The 19,650-nt window shown below is 45.3% G+C and carries 12 protein-coding genes and 1 pseudogene; 3 read left to right on the plus strand and 10 right to left on the minus strand.

Translation table 11 applies throughout. The features are described from left to right. Positions 1-76: 76 nt before the first annotated feature. The 5 genes from lpdA to GZ1_RS04480 all read right to left on the minus strand — a co-directional run bounded on the left by lpdA (position 77) and on the right by GZ1_RS04480 (position 6,992). Positions 77-1,498 carry a dihydrolipoyl dehydrogenase gene (gene lpdA, locus GZ1_RS04460; RefSeq protein WP_020753735.1) on the minus strand — a complete coding sequence of 474 codons (1,422 nt, stop codon included), beginning with the start codon at positions 1,496-1,498 and terminating at the stop codon, positions 77-79. A gap of 79 nt (positions 1,499-1,577) precedes the next feature. After that, the gene (locus tag GZ1_RS04465) at positions 1,578-2,849 is read right to left on the minus strand and encodes a dihydrolipoamide acetyltransferase family protein (protein WP_060787978.1); all 1,272 of its coding nucleotides are present in this window, start codon (positions 2,847-2,849) and stop codon (positions 1,578-1,580) included. An 82-nt stretch (positions 2,850-2,931) separates the two neighbouring features. Further along, a complete protein-coding gene (locus tag GZ1_RS04470; RefSeq protein ID WP_020753733.1) occupies positions 2,932-3,966 on the minus strand; it encodes an alpha-ketoacid dehydrogenase subunit beta in 1,035 nt (344 codons plus the stop codon). 28 nt (positions 3,967-3,994) lie between these two features. Further along, positions 3,995-4,987: a thiamine pyrophosphate-dependent dehydrogenase E1 component subunit alpha gene (locus GZ1_RS04475; protein ID WP_020753732.1), complete on the minus strand. Its 993-nt coding sequence runs from the start codon at positions 4,985-4,987 to the stop codon at positions 3,995-3,997. A 163-nt stretch (positions 4,988-5,150) separates the two neighbouring features. After that, entirely contained in the window at positions 5,151-6,992 is a 1,842-nt protein-coding gene (locus GZ1_RS04480; RefSeq protein WP_060787979.1) for a sigma-54-dependent Fis family transcriptional regulator, read from the minus strand. Positions 6,993-7,159: 167 nt separating this feature from the next. On the opposite strand from GZ1_RS04480, the pseudogene GZ1_RS04485 reads away from it, so the two are divergent. The 3 genes and pseudogenes from GZ1_RS04485 to GZ1_RS04495 form a co-directional block, all read left to right on the plus strand. Next, a pseudogene (locus tag GZ1_RS04485) lies at positions 7,160-7,503 on the plus strand (DDE-type integrase/transposase/recombinase); the annotation flags it as partial. An 868-nt stretch (positions 7,504-8,371) separates the two neighbouring features. Continuing rightward, a complete protein-coding gene (locus tag GZ1_RS04490; RefSeq protein ID WP_033004934.1) occupies positions 8,372-9,202 on the plus strand; it encodes a MerR family transcriptional regulator in 831 nt (276 codons plus the stop codon). Further along, the gene (locus GZ1_RS04495; protein ID WP_033004936.1) at positions 9,192-10,940 is read left to right on the plus strand and encodes an ABC transporter ATP-binding protein; all 1,749 of its coding nucleotides are present in this window, start codon (positions 9,192-9,194) and stop codon (positions 10,938-10,940) included. Before GZ1_RS04490 ends, GZ1_RS04495 begins: the two co-directional genes overlap by 11 nt. 613 nt (positions 10,941-11,553) lie before the next feature. Here the strand turns inward: GZ1_RS04495 and GZ1_RS04500 are convergent. The 5 genes from GZ1_RS04500 to GZ1_RS04520 all read right to left on the minus strand — a co-directional run bounded on the left by GZ1_RS04500 (position 11,554) and on the right by GZ1_RS04520 (position 19,470). Further along, a complete protein-coding gene (locus GZ1_RS04500) occupies positions 11,554-14,508 on the minus strand; it encodes a type III restriction-modification system endonuclease (protein ID WP_020754183.1) in 2,955 nt (984 codons plus the stop codon). Positions 14,509-14,511: 3 nt separating this feature from the next. Then, positions 14,512-16,335, minus strand: coding sequence for a site-specific DNA-methyltransferase (locus GZ1_RS04505; protein ID WP_060787980.1), 1,824 nt, complete (start codon positions 16,333-16,335; stop codon positions 14,512-14,514). Continuing rightward, positions 16,286-17,110, minus strand: a complete 825-nt coding sequence (locus GZ1_RS04510; RefSeq protein ID WP_060787981.1) for a DUF4391 domain-containing protein — start codon at positions 17,108-17,110, stop codon at positions 16,286-16,288. The genes GZ1_RS04505 and GZ1_RS04510 overlap by 50 nt, the downstream gene beginning before the upstream one ends. Before the next feature lie 5 nt (positions 17,111-17,115). Further along, positions 17,116-17,622: a hypothetical protein gene (locus GZ1_RS04515; protein WP_223810898.1), complete on the minus strand. Its 507-nt coding sequence runs from the start codon at positions 17,620-17,622 to the stop codon at positions 17,116-17,118. A 642-nt stretch (positions 17,623-18,264) separates the two neighbouring features. Continuing rightward, positions 18,265-19,470 (minus strand): trans-sulfuration enzyme family protein, encoded by a 1,206-nt coding sequence (locus GZ1_RS04520; RefSeq protein ID WP_015374550.1) that lies wholly within the window; start codon positions 19,468-19,470, stop codon positions 18,265-18,267. Positions 19,471-19,650: the final 180 nt, after the last annotated feature.

Raw genomic sequence — 19,650 nt, forward strand, 5'->3', positions numbered from 1 at the left:
TCAGTGCTTTCTCTTTTTTGTCACTAAATCACAAAATTTGGTGATGAACCTTTATTTTATTCATAAGTATCATTCATTAACTCATTCTACGATTTATGATATGGATAGGCGTACCAAGAACTGCTTCAGCTGCTTCCATCGCTATTTCCCCCAATGTTGGGTGAGCATGAATCGTTACAACGATATCTTCTGCTGTCATACCTGCTTCAATTACAAGACATAACTCTGCAATCATGTCTGAGGCGTGTGGACCAACAATTTGTGCCCCAATAACGACGTTGTCTTCCTTGCGGACAACAAGCTTCATAAACCCGTCCGTTTCATCTAAAACAAGAGCTCGACCGTTAGCTGCAAAAGGGAAGATCGCTGTCATTACATCAATCCCTTTCTCTTTCGCTTGCTGTTCAAAATAACCGACAGATGCGCACTCCGGATCCGAAAAGACAACCATCGGCATAGTTAAGTAGCTGATTTGCGATTGAAAACCCGCAATCGCTTCAGCAGCTATTTTTCCTTCATAAGAGGCTTTATAAGCCAGCGGTGGCCCTTGTACGATATCACCGATCGCATAAATATTCGGCACGCTCGTACGACATTGTTTGTCTATTTCAATGAAACCGCGGTCGTTCATTTTCACACCGATTCTGTCTATACCAATTTTATCTGTATTCGGACATCGGCCTACTGTGACTAGAACGTAGTCGGCAGCAACCTTTTTTGTTTTCCCTTTTACCTCAAATGTCACTGTCACACCATCCTCACGCTCCTCAACCCCTTTGGCAAAAGCATTGGTGAAAATATCGACTCCTTTTTTCTTTAATCGCCGTTTCACAATCGCGCTCATTTGTTTTTCGAATCCCGGTAAAATTTCATCTGCGCTTTCTACAATGATTACTTTCGTTCCGAAGTTCGCATATGCCGTCCCTAATTCCGTACCAATATAACCGCCACCGATCACCACAAGCGATTTCGGGATTTCCGGCAAGTTCAAAGCGCCAGTGGAATCAATAACACGCTTCGAAAATGGAAAATTAGGCAGTTCAACTGGCCTCGAGCCTGTCGCAATAATCGCGTTTTGAAATTCATATGTTTGTACATGGTTTTCTGCCATAATACGCACCGTGTTCGCATCCACAAAATATGCTTCGCCATAGACAATTTCGACGTTATTCCCTTTCAACAGTCCCTCAACACCATCGGTCAATTTTTTTACAATGCTGGTTTTCCATTCTTGGACTTTTGAAAAGTCAACCGTGACATTTTCCGCTTTAACCCCCGTTTTTTCAGAATGTTTTGCCATCACATAACGATGACTTGCCGAAATAAGGGCCTTGGATGGAATACATCCTACGTTTAAGCATGCTCCACCAAGTTTTCCCTTTTCTACAATCGTTACTTTTTGACCTAATTGCGCGGCTCGGATGGCTGCTACATATCCCCCCGGACCTGCTCCAACAATAAGTGTTTCCGTTGCGATTGCAAAATCACTAGTTATCATTTCGCTACTCTCCCATCTCCTATTTCCTCATCCAACGGCTTCATTCTCAACACCATATCTCATGCCATGCCGCCCAAAATTATGAATAAAATAATTGATATGGATTCTCCAAATAATGCTTCACCATACCAAGGAACTGACTTGCAGGCGCTCCGTCGATCACTTGATGGTCAAATGTCAAGCTTAACGGTAATTTTTTTCTCTTTTCAACAATGTCTCCTACCAAAACAGGAACATCTTCGGCAGTCCCTACCCCAAGAATCCCTACTTCCGGAGGGTTCAGTACTGGTGTGAAAAACTCTACACCGTAAGCTCCTAAACTTGTAATCGTGAACGTCGAACCTGTCATTTCTTCACTGCTTAATGCCCCCTCCCTTGCCCTGGTACTTAATTCCTTAATTTTTTGCGAAATTTCTTTTAAAGAAAGCTTCTCCGCATAGCGGATGACTGGAACAACGAGGCCGTTTTCCACTGCAACGGCAATTCCTAAATGAACAGAATCATACGTATAAATACGTCCGTCTTGATAAAGACTGTTCATTTGCTTATGTGTTCGCAGTGATAAAATCACTGCGCGAGCAATAAAATCAGTAATCGTGAATTTGATCGTTGACTCATCGCGCAATTCATTTTTAATATTTTCATTCACTTCCATTAATTTTGTAATATCTGCTTTCATATGAATGGTCAGCTGAGCTGTCTGATGAAGGCTTGCAAACATTCTTGTTGCAATGACTTTCCGCATACCTGTTATCGGTTTTACCGTAACGTCTTTTTGTTCTATTGCCATCTCACTTATTTGTCCCGACATTTTTTTCTTAAGGTTTATACTTTCTGATGTGTTGATGGCTTCCTTATTTATTTGTGTAAACCTTTGCTCCTCGCTTTCTAGTTGTGAAGACGCCTGTCTAGTTTGAATAGCCTTTTCTACATCTGCTCTCGTAATTCTCCCTTTTGGTCCTGAACCTGAAACACGACGCAAATCTATTCCCGCTTCATGTGCTAATTTTCGAGCAGCAGGAGAAACCCGTAACATAGTTTCGGATATTGCCTCGATTTCCTCTTTCATACTGATTGCTACCGATTCATGGTCAGCTTCCTTCAAAACTTCACCTTCTTGTCCGATGTAACCAATCACTTTCCCTACTTCCGCTGTTTCATCTTGTTGAACAATAATTTCTAATAATACTCCGTCTTGCGGCGCTTCGATATCCTTTTCGATTTTGTCAGAACTAATGACGACGATCGATTCTCCCTTTTTCACTGGATCTCCCTTTTTCTTCAGCCACTCTACCACCGTTCCCTCTTCCATGCTCATTCCTAGCTTTGGCATAATAATCTCAACGGCCACGTTTTCTCTCCCCCTTTTTCAAATAAATGCAATGCAAAGAACGCGTGTTGCCGCGTACAACCAAGGCAACACGCTCTATCATTTATACTGGCACAATCGTTTCGTCTCCTATAATTTCCGCCGCAGCACGCAGTACCTTCTCCGGCGTCGGCAAGTAAAGATCCTCTAATGCCGGTGAAAATGGCACAGGGCAATGCGGAGCAGTAATCCTTTTAATAGGCGCGTCCAAATAGTCAAACCCTTTGTCTGCTACAAGAGCCGAAATATCAGCAGCGACACTGCAGCGAGGATTCGCCTCGTCAACAACAATGAGCCGTCCTGTCTTCGCTACAGACGACAGAATCGTGTTCTCATCAAGCGGGGACAATGTCCGTGGATCAATTACTTCTGCTTCAACGCCTCTTTCCTGCAATATCGCTGCCGCCTTCAAGGCGGTATGCACTTGCTTGCCGATAGCGACAATCGTTAAATCATCGCCTTGTCTTTTAATATCCGCTATTCCGAATGGGATCGTATAAAACCCTTCTTCCACTTCTCCTTTCATGTTATAGAGCGTTTTATCTTCAAAAAAGATGACAGGATCATCATCAAAAATCGAAGCAAGCAAAAGACCCTTAGCGTCGGCAGGAGTGGAAGGAACGACAACTTTCAACCCTGGAATGTGGGTAAAAAGGGCGTACAAACTTTGCGAGTGCTGCGCCGCCGCCCGAAATCCAGCGCCATGCATCGTCCGAATCGTTAATGGCACTTTCGCTTTTCCGCCGAACATATAGCGAAGTTTGGCCGCTTGGTTCATTACTTCATCTAAGCAACTGCCGATAAAATCGTTAAACATCAACTCCGCAATCGGTCTTAAACCCGTTGCCGCCGCAGTAACCGCCGCTCCAATGTACCCGGCCTCGGCAATCGGCGTATCTAATACGCGTTCCCTGCCGAATTCCTGCACGAGCCCTTTCGTGACTCCCATGACCCCTCCCCAAGCTTCGTCGTCTTGTAAATGATCGACTGTTGCGCCTCCCGCAACATCTTCGCCCAACAAAATGACATGTTCATCTTTTCGCATGGCTAGTCTCATCGCTTCGTTCAGCGCCGCTGAGAAAGAAATCGTTCTCGCCATTCTGTTTCCCTCCTAAACCGTTTCTGTTTTAATAAGAAACATAGACATCTCGCAACAAATCTTCTTCCGTCGGAAACGGGCTGTTTTCGGCAAACTCCACTGCTTTTTCAATCGCTTTGGCGACGCTTTGTTCGATCTCTGCGAGCTCTTGTTCAGAACATAACTGATTGACAAGGAGATACTCGCGAAACTTCACAATGGCATCCAACTCTTGCAAATGTTTTTGCTTCTCTTCCAATGACTTATATGTTTGTGCATCTCCCTCAAAATGCCCATAGTTTCGATATGTTTTGCATTCGATCAAGGTCGGCCCCTCGCCGTTGCGAGCTCGTTCAATGGCTCTTTTTGCCGCCTCGTATACAGCGATGACATCCTTGCCATCGACAACTTCCCCCGGAATGTTGTATGCCGCAGCACGGTCGGCAATGTTTCGGCAACTGGATGCATATTCAAACGGAGTCGACTCCGCATATCCATTGTTCTCGGCTACAAAGATGACCGGCAATTTCCAAATGGCCGCCAAATTAATTCCTTCATGGAAGGTGCCATGGTTGTTTGCCCCGTCTCCAAAGAAGCAAACGGCGACAGATCCTGTTTTCTTTAGTTTTGCCGTCAGTCCAGCTCCGACAGCGAGAGGAAATCCTCCGCCAACGATGCCATTCGCGCCAAGCATCCCCTTGGAAACGTCAGCGATATGCATCGATCCCCCTTTTCCTTTGCACAACCCCGTCGCTTTCCCATAAATTTCAGCCATCATTCCGTTGACATCACATTCTTTAGCGATGCAATGTCCGTGTCCGCGATGGGTGCTCGTAATGTAGTCCTTTTCCGTCAAATGGGCGCAAACCCCTACCGCCACGGCCTCCTCCCCCGCATATAAATGAACGAAACCAGGCAGCACTCCCCTGCTGAAAATTTCATGCACCTTGTCCTCAAATTGGCGAATTTCCTGCATTTTCTGATACATCCATTTAGCCTTTTCTTTCGTAAGAACGATGGATTGTGATCGAGCAACAGCCATACAGAAACCTCCCTTTGTTTTAAGTAGTTTCGTTATTTATCTAAAGCAAACTCCATGCCAACAAAAAAGCGCTTACACCCCCCCTTGTTGTAAGCGCTTTCTTAAATGCTTCATATCCCTCTTTTTTACCCCTTTGCATCAATCTGTGTCATTTTGTTTTATTTCAAATCAATTTGTACTTTTTCAGCTTGCGATAGCACGTGCTGCGAGAAATGCCTAATAGCTCCGCCATCTTGCTAATATTTCCTTTCGTCTCTTCAAGCATGTTCATCATTTGTTCTTTTTCCACCTGCTCCCGATAGGTAAGCTCGCCTCTTCCCTTCTCGTCGTTCTTCAACGCTACAAGCATTGACTTTATTCCAGAAATCGGGGGGACTGCCTCTCCATACTCAATTCTCATTCGTTCCAACACATTAAATAATTCCCTGATGTTCCCAGGCCAATAATAGTCCATCAATAAGTTCATCACTGAATTAGGCAAACAAACATTCCAACCGTTTTTTCGGCAATAGTAGTCAACAAAAAACGGGATATCCTCTTTCCGCTCCCTTAACGCTGGGAGCTTGATCGGATATACATGCAAACGATAAAACAGATCTTCTCGCAACTTCCCTTCCTTTACCAACTCATACAAATCGCGGTGTGTGGCTGTGATGACCCGAACATCAACAGAAATCGGTTTGGTTCCGCCAATTGGCACGACTTCTCTTTCTTGCAACACTCTTAACAAAGCTACTTGCATTTCTAGTGGAATTTCACCGATCTCGTCTAGGAAAAGCGTTCCACCGTGAGCTTGGACAAATTTTCCCATATACCCTGTCCGCTTTGCGCCAGTAAACGCCCCTTCCACATACCCAAACAATTCGCTCCCGATGAGCTCTTTCGGAACCGCTCCGCAATTGACGGCGACAAATGGGCCATCCTTCCGCAGGCTGTTTTGATGAATCGCCCGAGCAATCAACTCTTTTCCTGTCCCTGTTTCCCCTGAGAGATAAACCGTTGCATCCGTTTTCGCAACTTTAGAACAACTTCTTAACACAGCAGCAAAAGACGGACTTGTTCCAATCACCCCGTCAAAGCGGAATGATGGCAGGGAGCAAAAAAAAGCCTCCTCGTCTTGTGCTTTTTGCAAAGTTACTTTATAGCCGATAAGATGACCGTAAACTGAAGAAAAAATGGGAACTTTGGAGAAGACTTTCCACGTTCGTTGGCAAAATTGTTGCAACGGCTGGTCGATGATGCTGGAACAGAATGAACGCAAGCGATGATTGGCCCACACAATGTTCTCTTGATCATCACATACAACTGAGTAAGAAGCCGAATCTTCCATTTGAAAACCGTGGCGGAAAAGTTCCAATAGATTTTCTTTCTGTTGGATTCGCAGTTGCTGCTCAATGGTGTAGGAGGCGGCGACAATCGTGGCAAGTACATAGTCTTGAGCGTCGGACAAACCGTGATAGATTGGGTAGGACATATCAATGATACCAAGAAACTCTTTGTTTTCATCGTAAATCGGAGCCGCGGAACAAACCCATTGTTGGGAAGCAACTGCATAGTGATCGAGTCCGACAACCGCAATCGGTTCTCTCGTCCTTAAGGCTGTACCAATGGCATTCGTCCCGACTTCCTCCTCCGTCCATTTGACTCCCTCTAAAAAATTGATTTCTTTCGCCTTTTTCATCGCCTGTTGATGTCCTTTAGCCCACAACACATACCCTTCTTGATCGATAAGGAGAAAAATCGCAGGAATTTCTTGAAATAATTGTTGCAACTTCTCCAAAATCGGAACAGCACAACGGAGCAACCTTTGATTTTTTTCCCTTCTTTCCAGCAATAAACGGCCAGTCAAAAACATTTTCCCTTTCCCATCATAAGGATCCACGTTTTTCTGGCGGCAAAGATACCACGACTCTTCAATTCTTTTGCTTATTCTCGCTTGATCTAACGTTCCCTCTTGGACAAACCGGCGCCAAATTTCCCGCTTCGATGGATCCATCACATTCATCGTCATCCCCCCGGCATATCGTTAGGTATTGTCAAAAGTTCATCCTCCATACTCACGCTTTCTCCTTGAATTTCAACGGTCGGAAGAAAAAAGCTGGCCACCCCTCGTTATTTTCGGCCATCATGAAGCAACGACACCAAACAGCCAAAACAAAGGAGTGACAAGCTTTGTTACCTCAATTATTAGCCTATTTGCTCGAAATCATCAAGACCCAATATCAAATCATTGTGTATTTGATGGGTGTGATATTGGGAAAATCCTTGAATCTCGAGGACTTGGACGAACCCATCCAAAAACCGTACCGGAAACTCCAGGTCGATGACCTTCCGATCATCGGTGTGCCGGCAATCCTTGATTACCGGAAGCTGTTGGCAGACTACGAGTCGCAGCACGTCCGTCCTTCGCGGCCCATAGAGCGCCGCGCCAATGCGAAACACCGTGCTCCGGATTCGTTGACCTGCCCTCGCTACTAGGTGCCCTACTCCTACACCTGTACGCCAACAATGGCGGACTTCATAGATTTGTGTCGTTTTCTTTTTCAAACAATGCCGGCACGAAATCCGCTTTGCAATCGTTGCCCTGGTGATCATCCCCTCTTTCGTTCCTACAACAAAAATCTCATTCAATTCGATTGTACCAATCGTTGCAAAAAAATGTTGAACATTGTCAAATTATCCATAAATTGGTTCGTCACCAAAAGATGTACTTGACTTTTAAAGACAAACATGATAGCAATGTTGTTCAAAGAGATGTGTGGTATAAAAAGGAAAAATGCTGTTTTGGTTTTTCTTTATCATGATCGTCTTTCTTTTTCAAGTACATTTTGTGGTGAAGAGCCATTTTTTGTATCCTCTATTTTCCCTATGCATACCTATCTTAAAATCTCAAGTACAACTTGTGGTGAAGAGCCCATAAATTAGTTAATTACCAAAAGATGTACTTGACTTTTAAACCTGAATTCGTGACGGATGGAAGTCAACTTTGATTTCGGTGTTAGTTATATTGAATGATCCATCAATCCCTTTTTGTGATGATTTCCTGCACTATTTTCATGTCCCGAATCCGTGACAGAAGTGTATTAAAAATGTTGGAAAACCCAATCATGCCAAAGTATCAACTCTATTCCGAATGTTCACCTATCAGGTGAAGAACCCCGAGTGCAATATTTGTTGATTGATCAAGTTTTCTTGGCAGTTTGAACGCGTCTTTATCACGGATTCAGGTATTTTATATCGTGCAAAATGATCTCCAGTGCATCAATCCATGCACAAAGGCGGAGCGATCCGCCTTCCTTTAAACAATTCCCTCTTGAACCTCCAGTTGCGTTAGGGTGTATGATAAGGGAGAGACTAGCAAAAGAAAGAAGGAGGACAACTGTCATGGAGACGTATTCGATCGGCGAAATCGCCAAAAAGACAGGTGTATCCATCCGGACATTGCGGTATTATGATGAAATTGGACTGCTGCAGCCAACGAAAGATCCGTCATCAGGACATCGAATCTATACGGAAGAGGACATTCTTCAATTGCACAAAATTATGAGTTTGAAGTTTATTGGGCTTAGCTTGGAAGAGATTCGACAATATATTCACCAACCAACATACGACCTTACCTTAAAAGAAACGTTGATGCTGGAAAAAAACATGCTAGAACAGAAACGAAGACAGTTAGAAAGATCCATTCAAGCCATTGAATATGCCATCACCCTTTTAGAGGAAGAAGGAGAAATTGACAGCCTTCTCTTGATGAGCTTAATCCGCAGCATTCAAACAGAAGATGATCAAAAACGATTGATGACACATTACCTAGACCAAGAAACGGTTGATGCCATCTTCCATAATGAAGAACTCAAGCAAAAAGAGAACGAAATGATCAAATCCTATGCCCAATTCGTCAAACAAGTTCACGAACTGTACGGACTCCCCGCCGACCACCCTGACGTACAGCACATGATTGAAACGTTCCTGCGCTCTACTTTTGGTCTTTTGAGCTTGGAGACCGTTGAAAAGATTACCGAGCTACTTAACCAGAACCAATGGGATTCTTTTGAGTGGAAAGAAGAATGGGATGTTCTTAGTCCCCTCCCCTTTTCCAAAGAAGAGACGCAGTGGCTTGAACAAGCGATGGATGACTACATGCAACGTCTTGAGCACATGGGTATAGATATGAAGGAATCAAAGGAAGGAGAGAACAGTGGATATGAAAAATAGGATCGAAACGAAACAAGGCAGTCCAAAACCATTTTGGTATTTGCTCAAACAAGGAAAATTGAACAAATCGCTCATTGCTTTCGCCCTCATTCTTGGATTGATTGAAAGCGGGGCTGGGTTGATCATCCCCCTGTTTGCGAAAGACTTTATTGATCTCTTAGCCCATGGCGGAATGAAGTGGCAACAAATTTTTTGGCTCTTATCTGCTTTTCTCATTCAAACGGCGGCAGGCGGCATCTCGTTTTATCTCATGTCGTATGCCGGAGAAGCTCTAGTAGCCCAGATTCGAAGTCGATTATGGAACCACATCCTTCATTTGCCTGTTTCCTTTTTTGACCGCTATGAATCGGGGGAAACGATGAGCCGCATTACTCAAGATACAGCAGTCATCAAATTGCTTATTTCCAACCATCTCGTCACATTTTTTAGTGGCATCGTCTCTGTGATCGGTTCCATCATTTTACTGATTATGATTGATTGGCGAATTACTCTCTTTATCTTTTTGGCCGTTCCCGCTGCTATGCTCATCATCATGCCGTTGGGAAGAAAGATGCATCAAATTTCTTTGCGCACGCAAGATGAACTGGCCAAGTTTTCGGGACATCTTGGCCGGATCTTGCAAGATATCCGTCTCGTGAAATCTTATAACGGTCAACACATGGAAGCAGAAAAAGGAGATCAAGAGATCAAAAATTTAATGACCTTCGGTTTGAAAGAAGCGAAAGTCTATGCCGTCATCTCACCGATGATTGCCACCGTCATGATGCTCGTTGTCGTGATCATTGTCGGTTATGGCGGCGCCCAGGTTGCATCTGGGCATTTGACGGCGGGAGAGCTTGCGGCCATCATCATTTATATTTTTCAAATTGTCATGCCTTTCACTGCTACAGCTTCCTTTTTCACCACCTTTCAAAAAGCATTGGGGGCTACAGAGCGGATTAATGAAATCTTTCAAGAGCAACGGGAACTGCTGGGCTCACAAAAAGAACCCGACTTCAATCAAACATTGCAGTTCAAACATGTTTCCTTTTCTTATCATCAAGATAAACCGGTGCTAAAAGGCATTCATTTTACCATTGAGCCAGGCAAAATTTACGCTTTTGTTGGCCCCAGCGGCGGCGGAAAAACCACCATTTTTTCACTGATTGAACGCTTTTATCTGCCAGACGAGGGACAAATCTTGTTAGGAAACATACCTATCCATGAAATCGATTTACAAAAATGGCGACAAGCGATTGGCTACGTTTCTCAAGATATTCCCATTTTGTCAAGCACCATTCGAGAAAATATTTGTTATGGATTCGAAAGCATGCCTGAGCATGAAGAAATCGAACAGGCCGCTCGGCTGGCCAACGCTCACGAATTTATTCAAAAATTGCCGAATGGCTATGAAACAGAAGTCGGCGAACGAGGGATCAAGCTTTCAGGAGGGCAGAGACAACGTATTGCGATTGCTCGAGCCATCTTAAAAAACCCAAAACTCCTGCTATTAGATGAAGCCACTTCTAACTTGGACAGCGACTCAGAAAGCCTAGTGCAAGAAGCGCTGAAAAACGTGATGAAAGGTCGAACGACGTTGATTATTGCCCATCGGCTTTCTACCGTCACCGATGCAGACACGATCTTCGTTGTCGAAGACGGGCGCATTACTGGACAGGGAAACCATGAATTATTGCTGGCTACCCATCGTTTATATCAAAAGCTGGTCACCCATCAGTTTTCCCAAGGCAAAAGGTAATTAGGCAGCCATATACTCACCGACTTTCCAACTCACATTTCGCACCTTAACAAGAGGAAGAACAAAGGACTTTGTGAGCCACTGAACGCCAGCACCAGCAGGAGGCTGGCATTGAGAGTCCACCGCACCCAGCCGGTCAATCAATGGTGGAAGACCAAGATCTTACGAATGCGGATGTCCATAGGTGCAACCCTCTTTGCTCCCCTTGCGTGTCAAGGATTCATTCTGTGAAGCAACCATTCTTCCAAAAACAGGAGCTGAAACAATGAATCAGCTCCCCACTATAGGCAACACGTTCAATTTGATTGTGTCAATTTTTGTAAAACATTGCCGTCGAACTTTGTCGACCGACCAAAAAATACAAAAAGAGCGGTGCGGTGCCGCTCCCTTTTCTGCCTCCGATGGCGAAGCGATGAAAACTCGCAACGCTTCCGCTTTGAAGCTCATTTTTTATCAACTCCTATTTCTCTAAGTGTGCAATACACTAGCGCCCTGTTGCTGCTCGGGAATGTGCTCTTGGATGTCTCAAAGATTTTGCATTCAACCGGGTCAATTCATAATGTGATGCTAAGACAAAGCAGAAGCCCGCTTGGCTTCTGTTTTGTCCCCACCTTCAACGGCTTAAGGCTCGTAACATAAACCGCTCGACATCATTCTCCGGTCCGATGAATTCCACGTCTGTTCCGATGGCTTGGAAGTGTTTGCGGGCGAAGGCAATTTTCGCTGCTTCACCGGGACGCAGTTCGTCCTCCCATTCCTGTCCTTTCGTCTCGAGGACGAAGTACAGTTTTTCCTCTCCATCCTTTTCGATGACAAGCGCCCAGTCGGGATTGTAGGAGCCGATCGGTGTGTCAATTTTAAACCAACTCGGCAGTTTGACGTACACTTTTACGTTCTCATCGTGTTCAAAACGTTTGGCGAACCGCTCTTCCACATCGGAATCGTAAAGGATATGGTCAAACGGCGATTTTTCGCTCGGGATGGCGTTGTCGTTCAAATAGGCGAGCAGCTCTTCGTTTTGGAACAGTTCGACCGCGTAATACGCATCATCACCAATTTTGTAATATTTCACGCCATCTTTCAGCAACAGCCTCATTTGGCGCTGGATGATGTTTGCCACTTCTTCAATAAACTTCTGCGGATTGTTTTTGAAATCATCGAGCCGTTTGCAGCCGGTCAAAATGCGCACGATCGTCTTCCGCGTTAAATTCGTCCGGTTTTGCAGCTCCGTGATGACATCCGGAAGCGTATGGTGCAAGCTCACGTAATCCTCCACTTTTTCGCTGACCACCTGAGCCTGTACGCCTGTCACATGGTCGATCTCAACCCGTCCTTTCCGGCTGACAATGCGGATTTTTTCAATGGGCTTCATTTCCTGAATGGCGGCGATGCACAAGTCAATGAGCTGTTCGCTGTCAAAATCGACCGAATAGACGGTTTTGTATTTGATTTTGTCCCACAATTGCCGAAACTCTTCTTGATTGAGAACCGCCATATTGACATTGACTTTTTTCTTTTTCGTCCCATCTTTGATCGGCAACGCTTGCAAGTGCCGTTTGATCTCTTTCACGATGGACGACCGCCACGGCTGGAATTCGTCGCCTAAACGGAGGTCGTAGTCTTCAATGGCCTGCTTGAGCTTTTCCGTTGCTTTGCCCTGTTTGTCAATATAGCCGTTTTGTTTTAATTCCTCATACAGCTTCAATGATAAATCATAACCCATTTGCACCGGCTCGTCCGTCGCCTCGTCCAAATAGATGAGTTTCGCAAAGACATGCTTTTCAATTTTGCCGAACCGAATGCCCGTATCCTCTTCAATCTCTTTTTGCAACGTAGCGACGAATTCTTCATACGACTCATTCGCCATCACCGTTAATATGTTGACATGATCGTCATGCACCCGCTCTCCGTTTTGATCGACAGCCAACCGCAATCCGCGCCCGATTTCCTGGCGCCTCGATACGTACGTGCCGGAGGAGTCTTTCAACGTGCAAATTTGGAAGACGTTCGGGTTGTCCCATCCTTCACGGAGCGCGGAATGGGAGAAAATGAAGCGGAGCGGCTCATCGAGGCTGAGCAGCCGTTCTTTGTCTCTCATAATAAGGTTGTATACATCCGTATCCGCCTCTGTATTTCCTTTTGTATCTTTCAACCGTCCTCTTTTATCTTGGGCAAAATATCCGTTATGCACCTTCTCGATATCTTGGTCAATGCCCGGATCTTCCCAGAGGGGACGGTATTTCGGCTTTTGCATTAAGTTCCGATACTCTTCCTCAAACATGATCGCATATTTTCCTTTTACCGGCTGGCCTTCTTGATCATAGTCGCGGTAATGGGCAACTTTGTCGATAAAGAACAAGCTGAGCACTTTAATCCCGCGCGGGCGAAGCCACAATTCTTTATTTAAATGCTCTTCAATCGTTTTGCGGATCTGATACCGCTTGATGGCATCGTCATCGACATCCCCAATCGCCTCGCCCACCCTGAGTCGATAGCCGTTGATTTCAACCGCTTCATTTCCTTCCGTCCAATCGATTTGCTCGACGATATAGCCGCGGTACAGTTCGCGCTCCCCCGAAACGTCATACAAGTCATCGCCGTATTTGACCGTTTTCGTCGTTCGCTTCACCTTTCCGCGCGATTCGACATCGAGCTCAAGTTTCGCTTTCCGCTCTTTCACCTCGACAAGTTTGATGTACGGCACATTGAACGACGGCTCAGAGCGGACAGACATGACCTCAATTTTTTTCACAAGCTTTTGATTGTACGCATCGACCGCATCGAGGCGATATATCATATTGTATTTATCCACATGCGTCGCCGAGTAGCGCAGCGTACAAAGCGGGTTCAGCGACGCAATCGCTTCCCTCGACTTCGGCGTCGTATCGACGCTTTGCGGTTCGTCGATGATGACAATCGGATTCGTCTGTTGGATAAATTCAATCGGGCGGTATCCGTTTAGACGGTCGTTCGGCCGATGAATGACGTTCGCTTTATCTTCTTTTTCTGGATCTTCAAAGCTTTTGCGGAACGCATCGATATTGATGATCATAATTTGAATCGTTGTCGCCGTCGCAAAATTGCGGACTTGATCAAGCTTCTGCGAGTCGTAAATAAAGTACTCAACCGGCGTGCGGTCGTACAGTTCTTCAAAATGGTCGCGGGTGATTTGCAGTGTTTTATACACCCCTTCACGAATTGCCACTGACGGGACGACGATAACAAATTTTGTAAACCCATAATGTTTATGGAGCTCATAAATCGTCCGCAAATATACGTACGTCTTTCCTGTTCCGGTCTCCATTTCAATCGTAAAATGCATGCCATCGAGCCGTTCGCTGCGTGGCAGTCCGTTTCTCACCTGGATGTCTTGGACGTTTTTTAAAATTTCCTCAGGCGTCAGGTCAAGCCGATTCCCGACGCCTAAGTCCGTTTGAAGCATTCCCGCATCAGGGCCGTACGAAACGGTGAAGTTCGACTGACTCAGTTCCTGTCCTTTGAAAATATGCACCACCGACTCAATCGCGCGCCGTTGGTAGTCCAAATCCGCGTGAAACTTCAGCTTCATCGGTTATACACTCCTCACATCCGTGATGCCGTGCTTTTTCAATGTTTGCAAGGCATTCGTTTTCACCGCGTCGCTCATAAAGCCGGATTCTTTCAAAATAACTTTCGGCGGCATATGCTCAGAACGGTGTTTCAACATCTCCTGAACAAGGTCAAGATCGATTTCGTCTTCCAAGCAAATAAGTACGGAACCATAGGCAACGTTGTAAATCGTTTTGCCGCGGCAGTCGATTTCCTCAATCGGCACCGTCAACGGCAGCCCGATTTTCAGTAAAATCTCATACAACAAATCTTCTTTCGTCCGATCTTCCTTAATATTGTTTTGCAAGTCGAAAAGGTCCCGCTCGAGGTTTTCAAAATCCGGATCCCATTCTTTAATATTGGAAGAATCGAGCTTAAACACTTTAAAGCCGATATCCAAATCCGTCTTCCCGGTTTCTTGAACGATCTTCTCCCCCGCACGGCGGATGCGTTCCTTGCCGATTTCGCAAATGTTTTTATATCCCGCTTTATACGCATCGGACGTTTCATCCGTTTTTTCCGGCAGCTGAACCATAATAAACTTCCGATTGCCGCCATCCTCCGCATTTAACTGCATGACTGCATGGGCAGTTGTGGCGGAGCCGGAGAAGAAGTCTAATATTATATCATTCTCCCTTGTTGATAACTCTAAAATTCTCTTCATCAACTTTACTGGTTTAGGATAATCCATCACTGACTGGTCTTCAAATAATTCTTTTAATTCTTTTTTTGCATCTTGTGAGTGCGATACCTCTTGATGCGTCCATACAGTCAATGGAGTAATAGTAGATTTTACTTCACTTAAAAAACGCTTTAAACGTGGAACGCTATCACCATCCTTACCAAACCAGATACGATTATCAGCTAAAAGTTCGGCAAACCTCTCCTTGGTTACTCTCCAGCAATATCCTTTAGGCGGATAAACGACTCGTCCACTTGGTGTAACGATTTCATAAATTTTTTCTGGCACAGGCGGCCCAACTGATAAATCTCCTGATGTCCAAGGACCACGTGGGTCATTGTCGGGATTGGAATAACGGGTGTCAGCTTCCTGGCTACGCGGTAATCCATACCAAGATAGAAAATCAGTTTGTTTTGCATAACACAAAACAAAATCGTGATTACGAGAAGCAAACTTATTCATATTAACAGGGGCAAAAGCTCTTTGCCAAATAAATATTGTTATAAAATTGACTTCACCAAATATCTCGTCGCATATTTTTTTCAGGTTTGATACCTCCGTATCATCAATACTTATAAATATAACCCCATCCTCCCGCAACAAATTCCTCGCCAACTTCAACCGCGGGTACATCATATTCAACCAATCGGTATGGTAGCGCCCGTTTGTCTCCGTATTTGCCTTAGTCGTTTGCTGCGTGATTTCTTTGTAATTTCGGATATTGTCGCGAAAGTCGTCTTTGTACACAAAGTCTTTCCCCGTATTGTACGGCGGGTCGATGTAAATCATTTTGATTTTGCCGAAATACGATTTTTGCAATAGTTTCAGTACTTCCAAGTTGTCGCCTTCGATATACAAGTTTTCCGTTGTCTCCCAGTTTTTGCTTGATGCTTTGTCCGGCCGCAAGGTGCCAGTGGACGGCGTTTGGGCGAGTTTCATCGCTTGTGTTTTGCCGTGCCAGGTGAATTCGTACTTTTCGTTGCGCGTTTCGATCTCTTCGCCGAGAACAAGCTTCAATTTGTCAAAATCGATTTTCCCCTCCGTGACAACTTCTGGGAATAGTTGCTTTAACGCTTCAATGTTTGTTTTGACAAGGTCGAGCGATTTTCCATCCAGTTTCTCCATCGTGCTGCTCCTTTCCGCGCAATTGTTGCTTCCATTGTTCGATTTGCTTCGTTAGCTGTTGAATTTTCATATGGTATTCTACTTTTCGATTAAACTGTGTTTCTTTTTTGATTTCGTTTTTCCATTTTGCGATTTCGACTTCCGCCTGTTCGATTTGCGCGACGAGCTGTTTGGATTGTTCATCAGCGGCGATGTAAAAGGCGCCGATCGCTTTGGCGTGCTGGAACGCCTGCACCGCCAGATGGATGTCTTGATAAAACCGAAAAAAGTTGGCGAACGACAGCTTCGTCATATGGACGGCGCGAAGAAACTGCTTGACCGTCTCGTCAGCATGATCGAGTGAAAACCACGGCGTATACGCCCATTCTTCGGCCACGGTTTTGGTTCGGTCGTTTTTGTTCAGCCGCTTTCGGCATGTTCCAATTCGAACGTTTCCTTCTTTTTCAAACACGATAACGGTCGGATTGGGCACTGTTTTTTGGATGATTTCCCCGATCACGGAAACGTGCGCATCCTTTGATTCCGTGCGCAGCCGAACGGTGATAAACATGACCCCTTCGTAATGGTAGTCGTCGTTGACGAACGGCTGAATGTTGATGACCCTTGAGGTCAACAAGTATGTCAACTCGATCCGCTCGATGTCTTTCGTCATATAGTCCTTTTCTTTTTTCGTCAAATCCGCATAGTCGTAAAACATTTTTTTGTCAAGCTTTTTATGCAACGGGCGGACGCGCTCGTCCAGTCCTATTGTAGCATAAAATGCGGATGCGGCCATGATCCTCACCCTTTAATGATCAAATACGAAACGATCTCAAAATCTTGCAAGCTCGTGTTGGCGTTCGTCACGAAGGCGTCCAAGTTCCCTAGGCTGAAGATGTTGAGCATCAATTGCTGATCCATCTTGCCGACGATCTCTTCCACCGCTTTTTCCAGCAGGGCCTTGTATCGCCCCATGTCTTTTCCGTTTTTCGTCTCTTGGTAAAACGCCTTGTACAAGCCCCATTCGACGTCTTTTTTGCCGTTGCAAAGCGAGCGATACAGGTCCAACATTTTCTTGACATGCCCAGGATGGTACAACACCGTGCCGTCTTTGCGGACATACACCAAATAATAGGGATGAAGCGCGTTTTGTTCATGCGCAGATGCCATCGGCGCCGTTTGTTTTAGGCAGAAAATGACGCCTGGCTGAATTTCGTCTTTCAGTTTTTCATTTTGATTAGCGGTAATGCTGAACAGTCCAAACGGCGCCCGCTCGAGCTCTTCTTTATGTTCCTTCATGAAATTCAACAAATCCATCCGGAAGTCGTCTAAATAAATATCCCGCTTATAAATTCACGATACCGAGCCGCCGTACACCACCAAATACATATCCATCCCTTTTCTGCGCGCAGAAAAATCTTTTTGCTCCCATACAAACACATACATAAAAACAGCCAACTCTCCATAATAGGGAGCTGGCTGCTCTTTTTCCTCTCAACGAGGTCAGCTTAAAAAAATCTTGAAAAGAATTTTTTGTGTGATTAAAGAGAGATGCTTCAATCCTCTAAACAAGACCTGCTTTAAAAAAGGTTTATGAACCGTTTCATTCACATCAAAGCGGAAGCGTTTCAATCCTCTGAACGAGGCCAGCTTTTAAAAAGAGCACCTTCATTTTACCATGATTCTCTAGGGCGGCAAGGTGCTTTTTTGCACAATCCTGCGAATCTCTTGAAATTGAAAAGTAAGTAATGTTATGTTGATTGGAAGATTGGCTCGTGACCTGTTCTCGAAAAAACACTTTTTGGCCACGAAATAGGAGAATTGTCTTTTTTACTTGCCTGATTGGCTGGCTCGATGATAGCACATATATTCGCTTTTATGAATCAAAAACTTCCCGATTCATCTCCCCCCTTGCCTTCGTTTCAAGGAGAGAGACTCTTCGGGACAACGTTAAACTACCTGCAGCGCCTGCCACACATCCGCTTTCAGATCATCGATATGCTCGATGCCGACCGAGAATCTCACGAAGTTGGACGGAATCCCAGCTGTCTTCATCTGCTCCTCGGTCATCACTCCTTCCCACATCGCTGCTGTATGCACCACAAGGGAATCGACGCCACCCAAACTCACCGCGTTAGGCGGCAGTTTCAATGCAGAAACGAAGCGCTGAGTTTCTTCATAGCCACCTTTAATGGCAAAGGCAATGACTGCTCCGAACCCTTTCATCTGACGTTTTGCCAACTCGTGTTGCGGATGGCTAGGAAGACCTGGATAATATACACGCTCTACCTGTGGCTGCTGCTCTAAAAACTCAGCCAGGGCTAAAGCGTTGGCATTAATGCGTTCCATCCGTATCGGAAGCGTACGCAGACCGCGCAATAATAGCCATGCATCCATTGGCGAGAGGACCGAACCGATGGAAATATGCGTATGCCAAATACGCTCGGCTAACTCCTCGCTGGTGCAGATGACACCAGCTGTCAAATCATGGTGTCCCCCCAAATATTTTGTTGCGCTGTGAATAACGATATCGACACCTAGATCATGAGGCCGCTGATTGATCGGCGATGCGAAGGTGTTATCGGCCACGACGATAATTCCATGCGGGCGCGCCAACTCCACCACAGCAGCCAAATCCGTCAACACCAAAGTCGGATTGGCAGGCGTCTCGACCATGATGAGCTTTGTGTTAGGCCGTATCGCTTCTGCAAAGGCGTTGATGTCCGCTTGTTCGACCAGAGTCACTTCCACGCCAAACCGCGGCAGCATCTCATCCATAATCTTGGCGGTGCTCATATAATGCCGCGTTTGGGCAATCACATGATCTCCCGCGCTGACTAGAGCTAGAATGGCCGTGGCAATTGCCCCCATCCCGGAGCCAGTTACCAGTGCGGTTTCTGTACCTTCCAGTTCAGCCATAATCTTCGCAACGCGCTCATGCAATGGATTGCCGTAGCGCGTATAATACCGAGAATGGCGGGGTGTTCCCGCCATTTCTGCGAATTCACGGGAATTATGCGCACGAAACGTAGCTGTGTAATAGATGGGCGGAGCCACCGTCCCATCATCGGTGACCCAATCATCGCCATGGACAACCAAGGTTTCAGTTCGAAGTCCTTCAAGATTCATTTTCTCACGATTATCACGTTTGTCCATCTATTCTCTCTCCTTTGCTTCTCTAGATACCCGGCTCGACAAGAGTTCTTGATAAAAATAGTTGGTATCGGTCAAAAAAATCAATCTTTATGACAAAGAATTTTATTACCCTTTTCTCGAAGACTACATAACAAAATGATCGATGAAACAATTTATGTATGCTGGCTTGTTTATGAACCT

This window comes from Geobacillus zalihae NBRC 101842, from assembly GCF_001544135.1.
Classification (GTDB): Bacteria; Bacillota; Bacilli; order Bacillales; family Anoxybacillaceae; genus Geobacillus; species Geobacillus zalihae.

Bases quoted from the DNA above. Each gene is read 5' to 3' on its own strand.
- GZ1_RS04500 (WP_020754183.1), bottom strand. From the start codon at position 14,508: ATGAAGCTGAAGTTTCACGCGGATTTGGACTACCAACGGCGCGCGATT.
- GZ1_RS04520 (WP_015374550.1), bottom strand. From the start codon at position 19,470: ATGGACAAACGTGATAATCGTGAGAAAATGAATCTTGAAGGACTTCGA.
- GZ1_RS04505 (WP_060787980.1), bottom strand. From the start codon at position 16,335: ATGGAGAAACTGGATGGAAAATCGCTCGACCTTGTCAAAACAAACATT.
- lpdA (WP_020753735.1), bottom strand. From the start codon at position 1,498: ATGATAACTAGTGATTTTGCAATCGCAACGGAAACACTTATTGTTGGA.
- GZ1_RS04480 (WP_060787979.1), bottom strand. From the start codon at position 6,992: ATGAATGTGATGGATCCATCGAAGCGGGAAATTTGGCGCCGGTTTGTC.
- GZ1_RS04470 (WP_020753733.1), bottom strand. From the start codon at position 3,966: ATGGCGAGAACGATTTCTTTCTCAGCGGCGCTGAACGAAGCGATGAGA.
- GZ1_RS04495 (WP_033004936.1), top strand. From the start codon at position 9,192: ATGAAAAATAGGATCGAAACGAAACAAGGCAGTCCAAAACCATTTTGG.
- GZ1_RS04490 (WP_033004934.1), top strand. From the start codon at position 8,372: ATGGAGACGTATTCGATCGGCGAAATCGCCAAAAAGACAGGTGTATCC.
- GZ1_RS04475 (WP_020753732.1), bottom strand. From the start codon at position 4,987: ATGGCTGTTGCTCGATCACAATCCATCGTTCTTACGAAAGAAAAGGCT.
- GZ1_RS04510 (WP_060787981.1), bottom strand. From the start codon at position 17,110: ATGGCCGCATCCGCATTTTATGCTACAATAGGACTGGACGAGCGCGTC.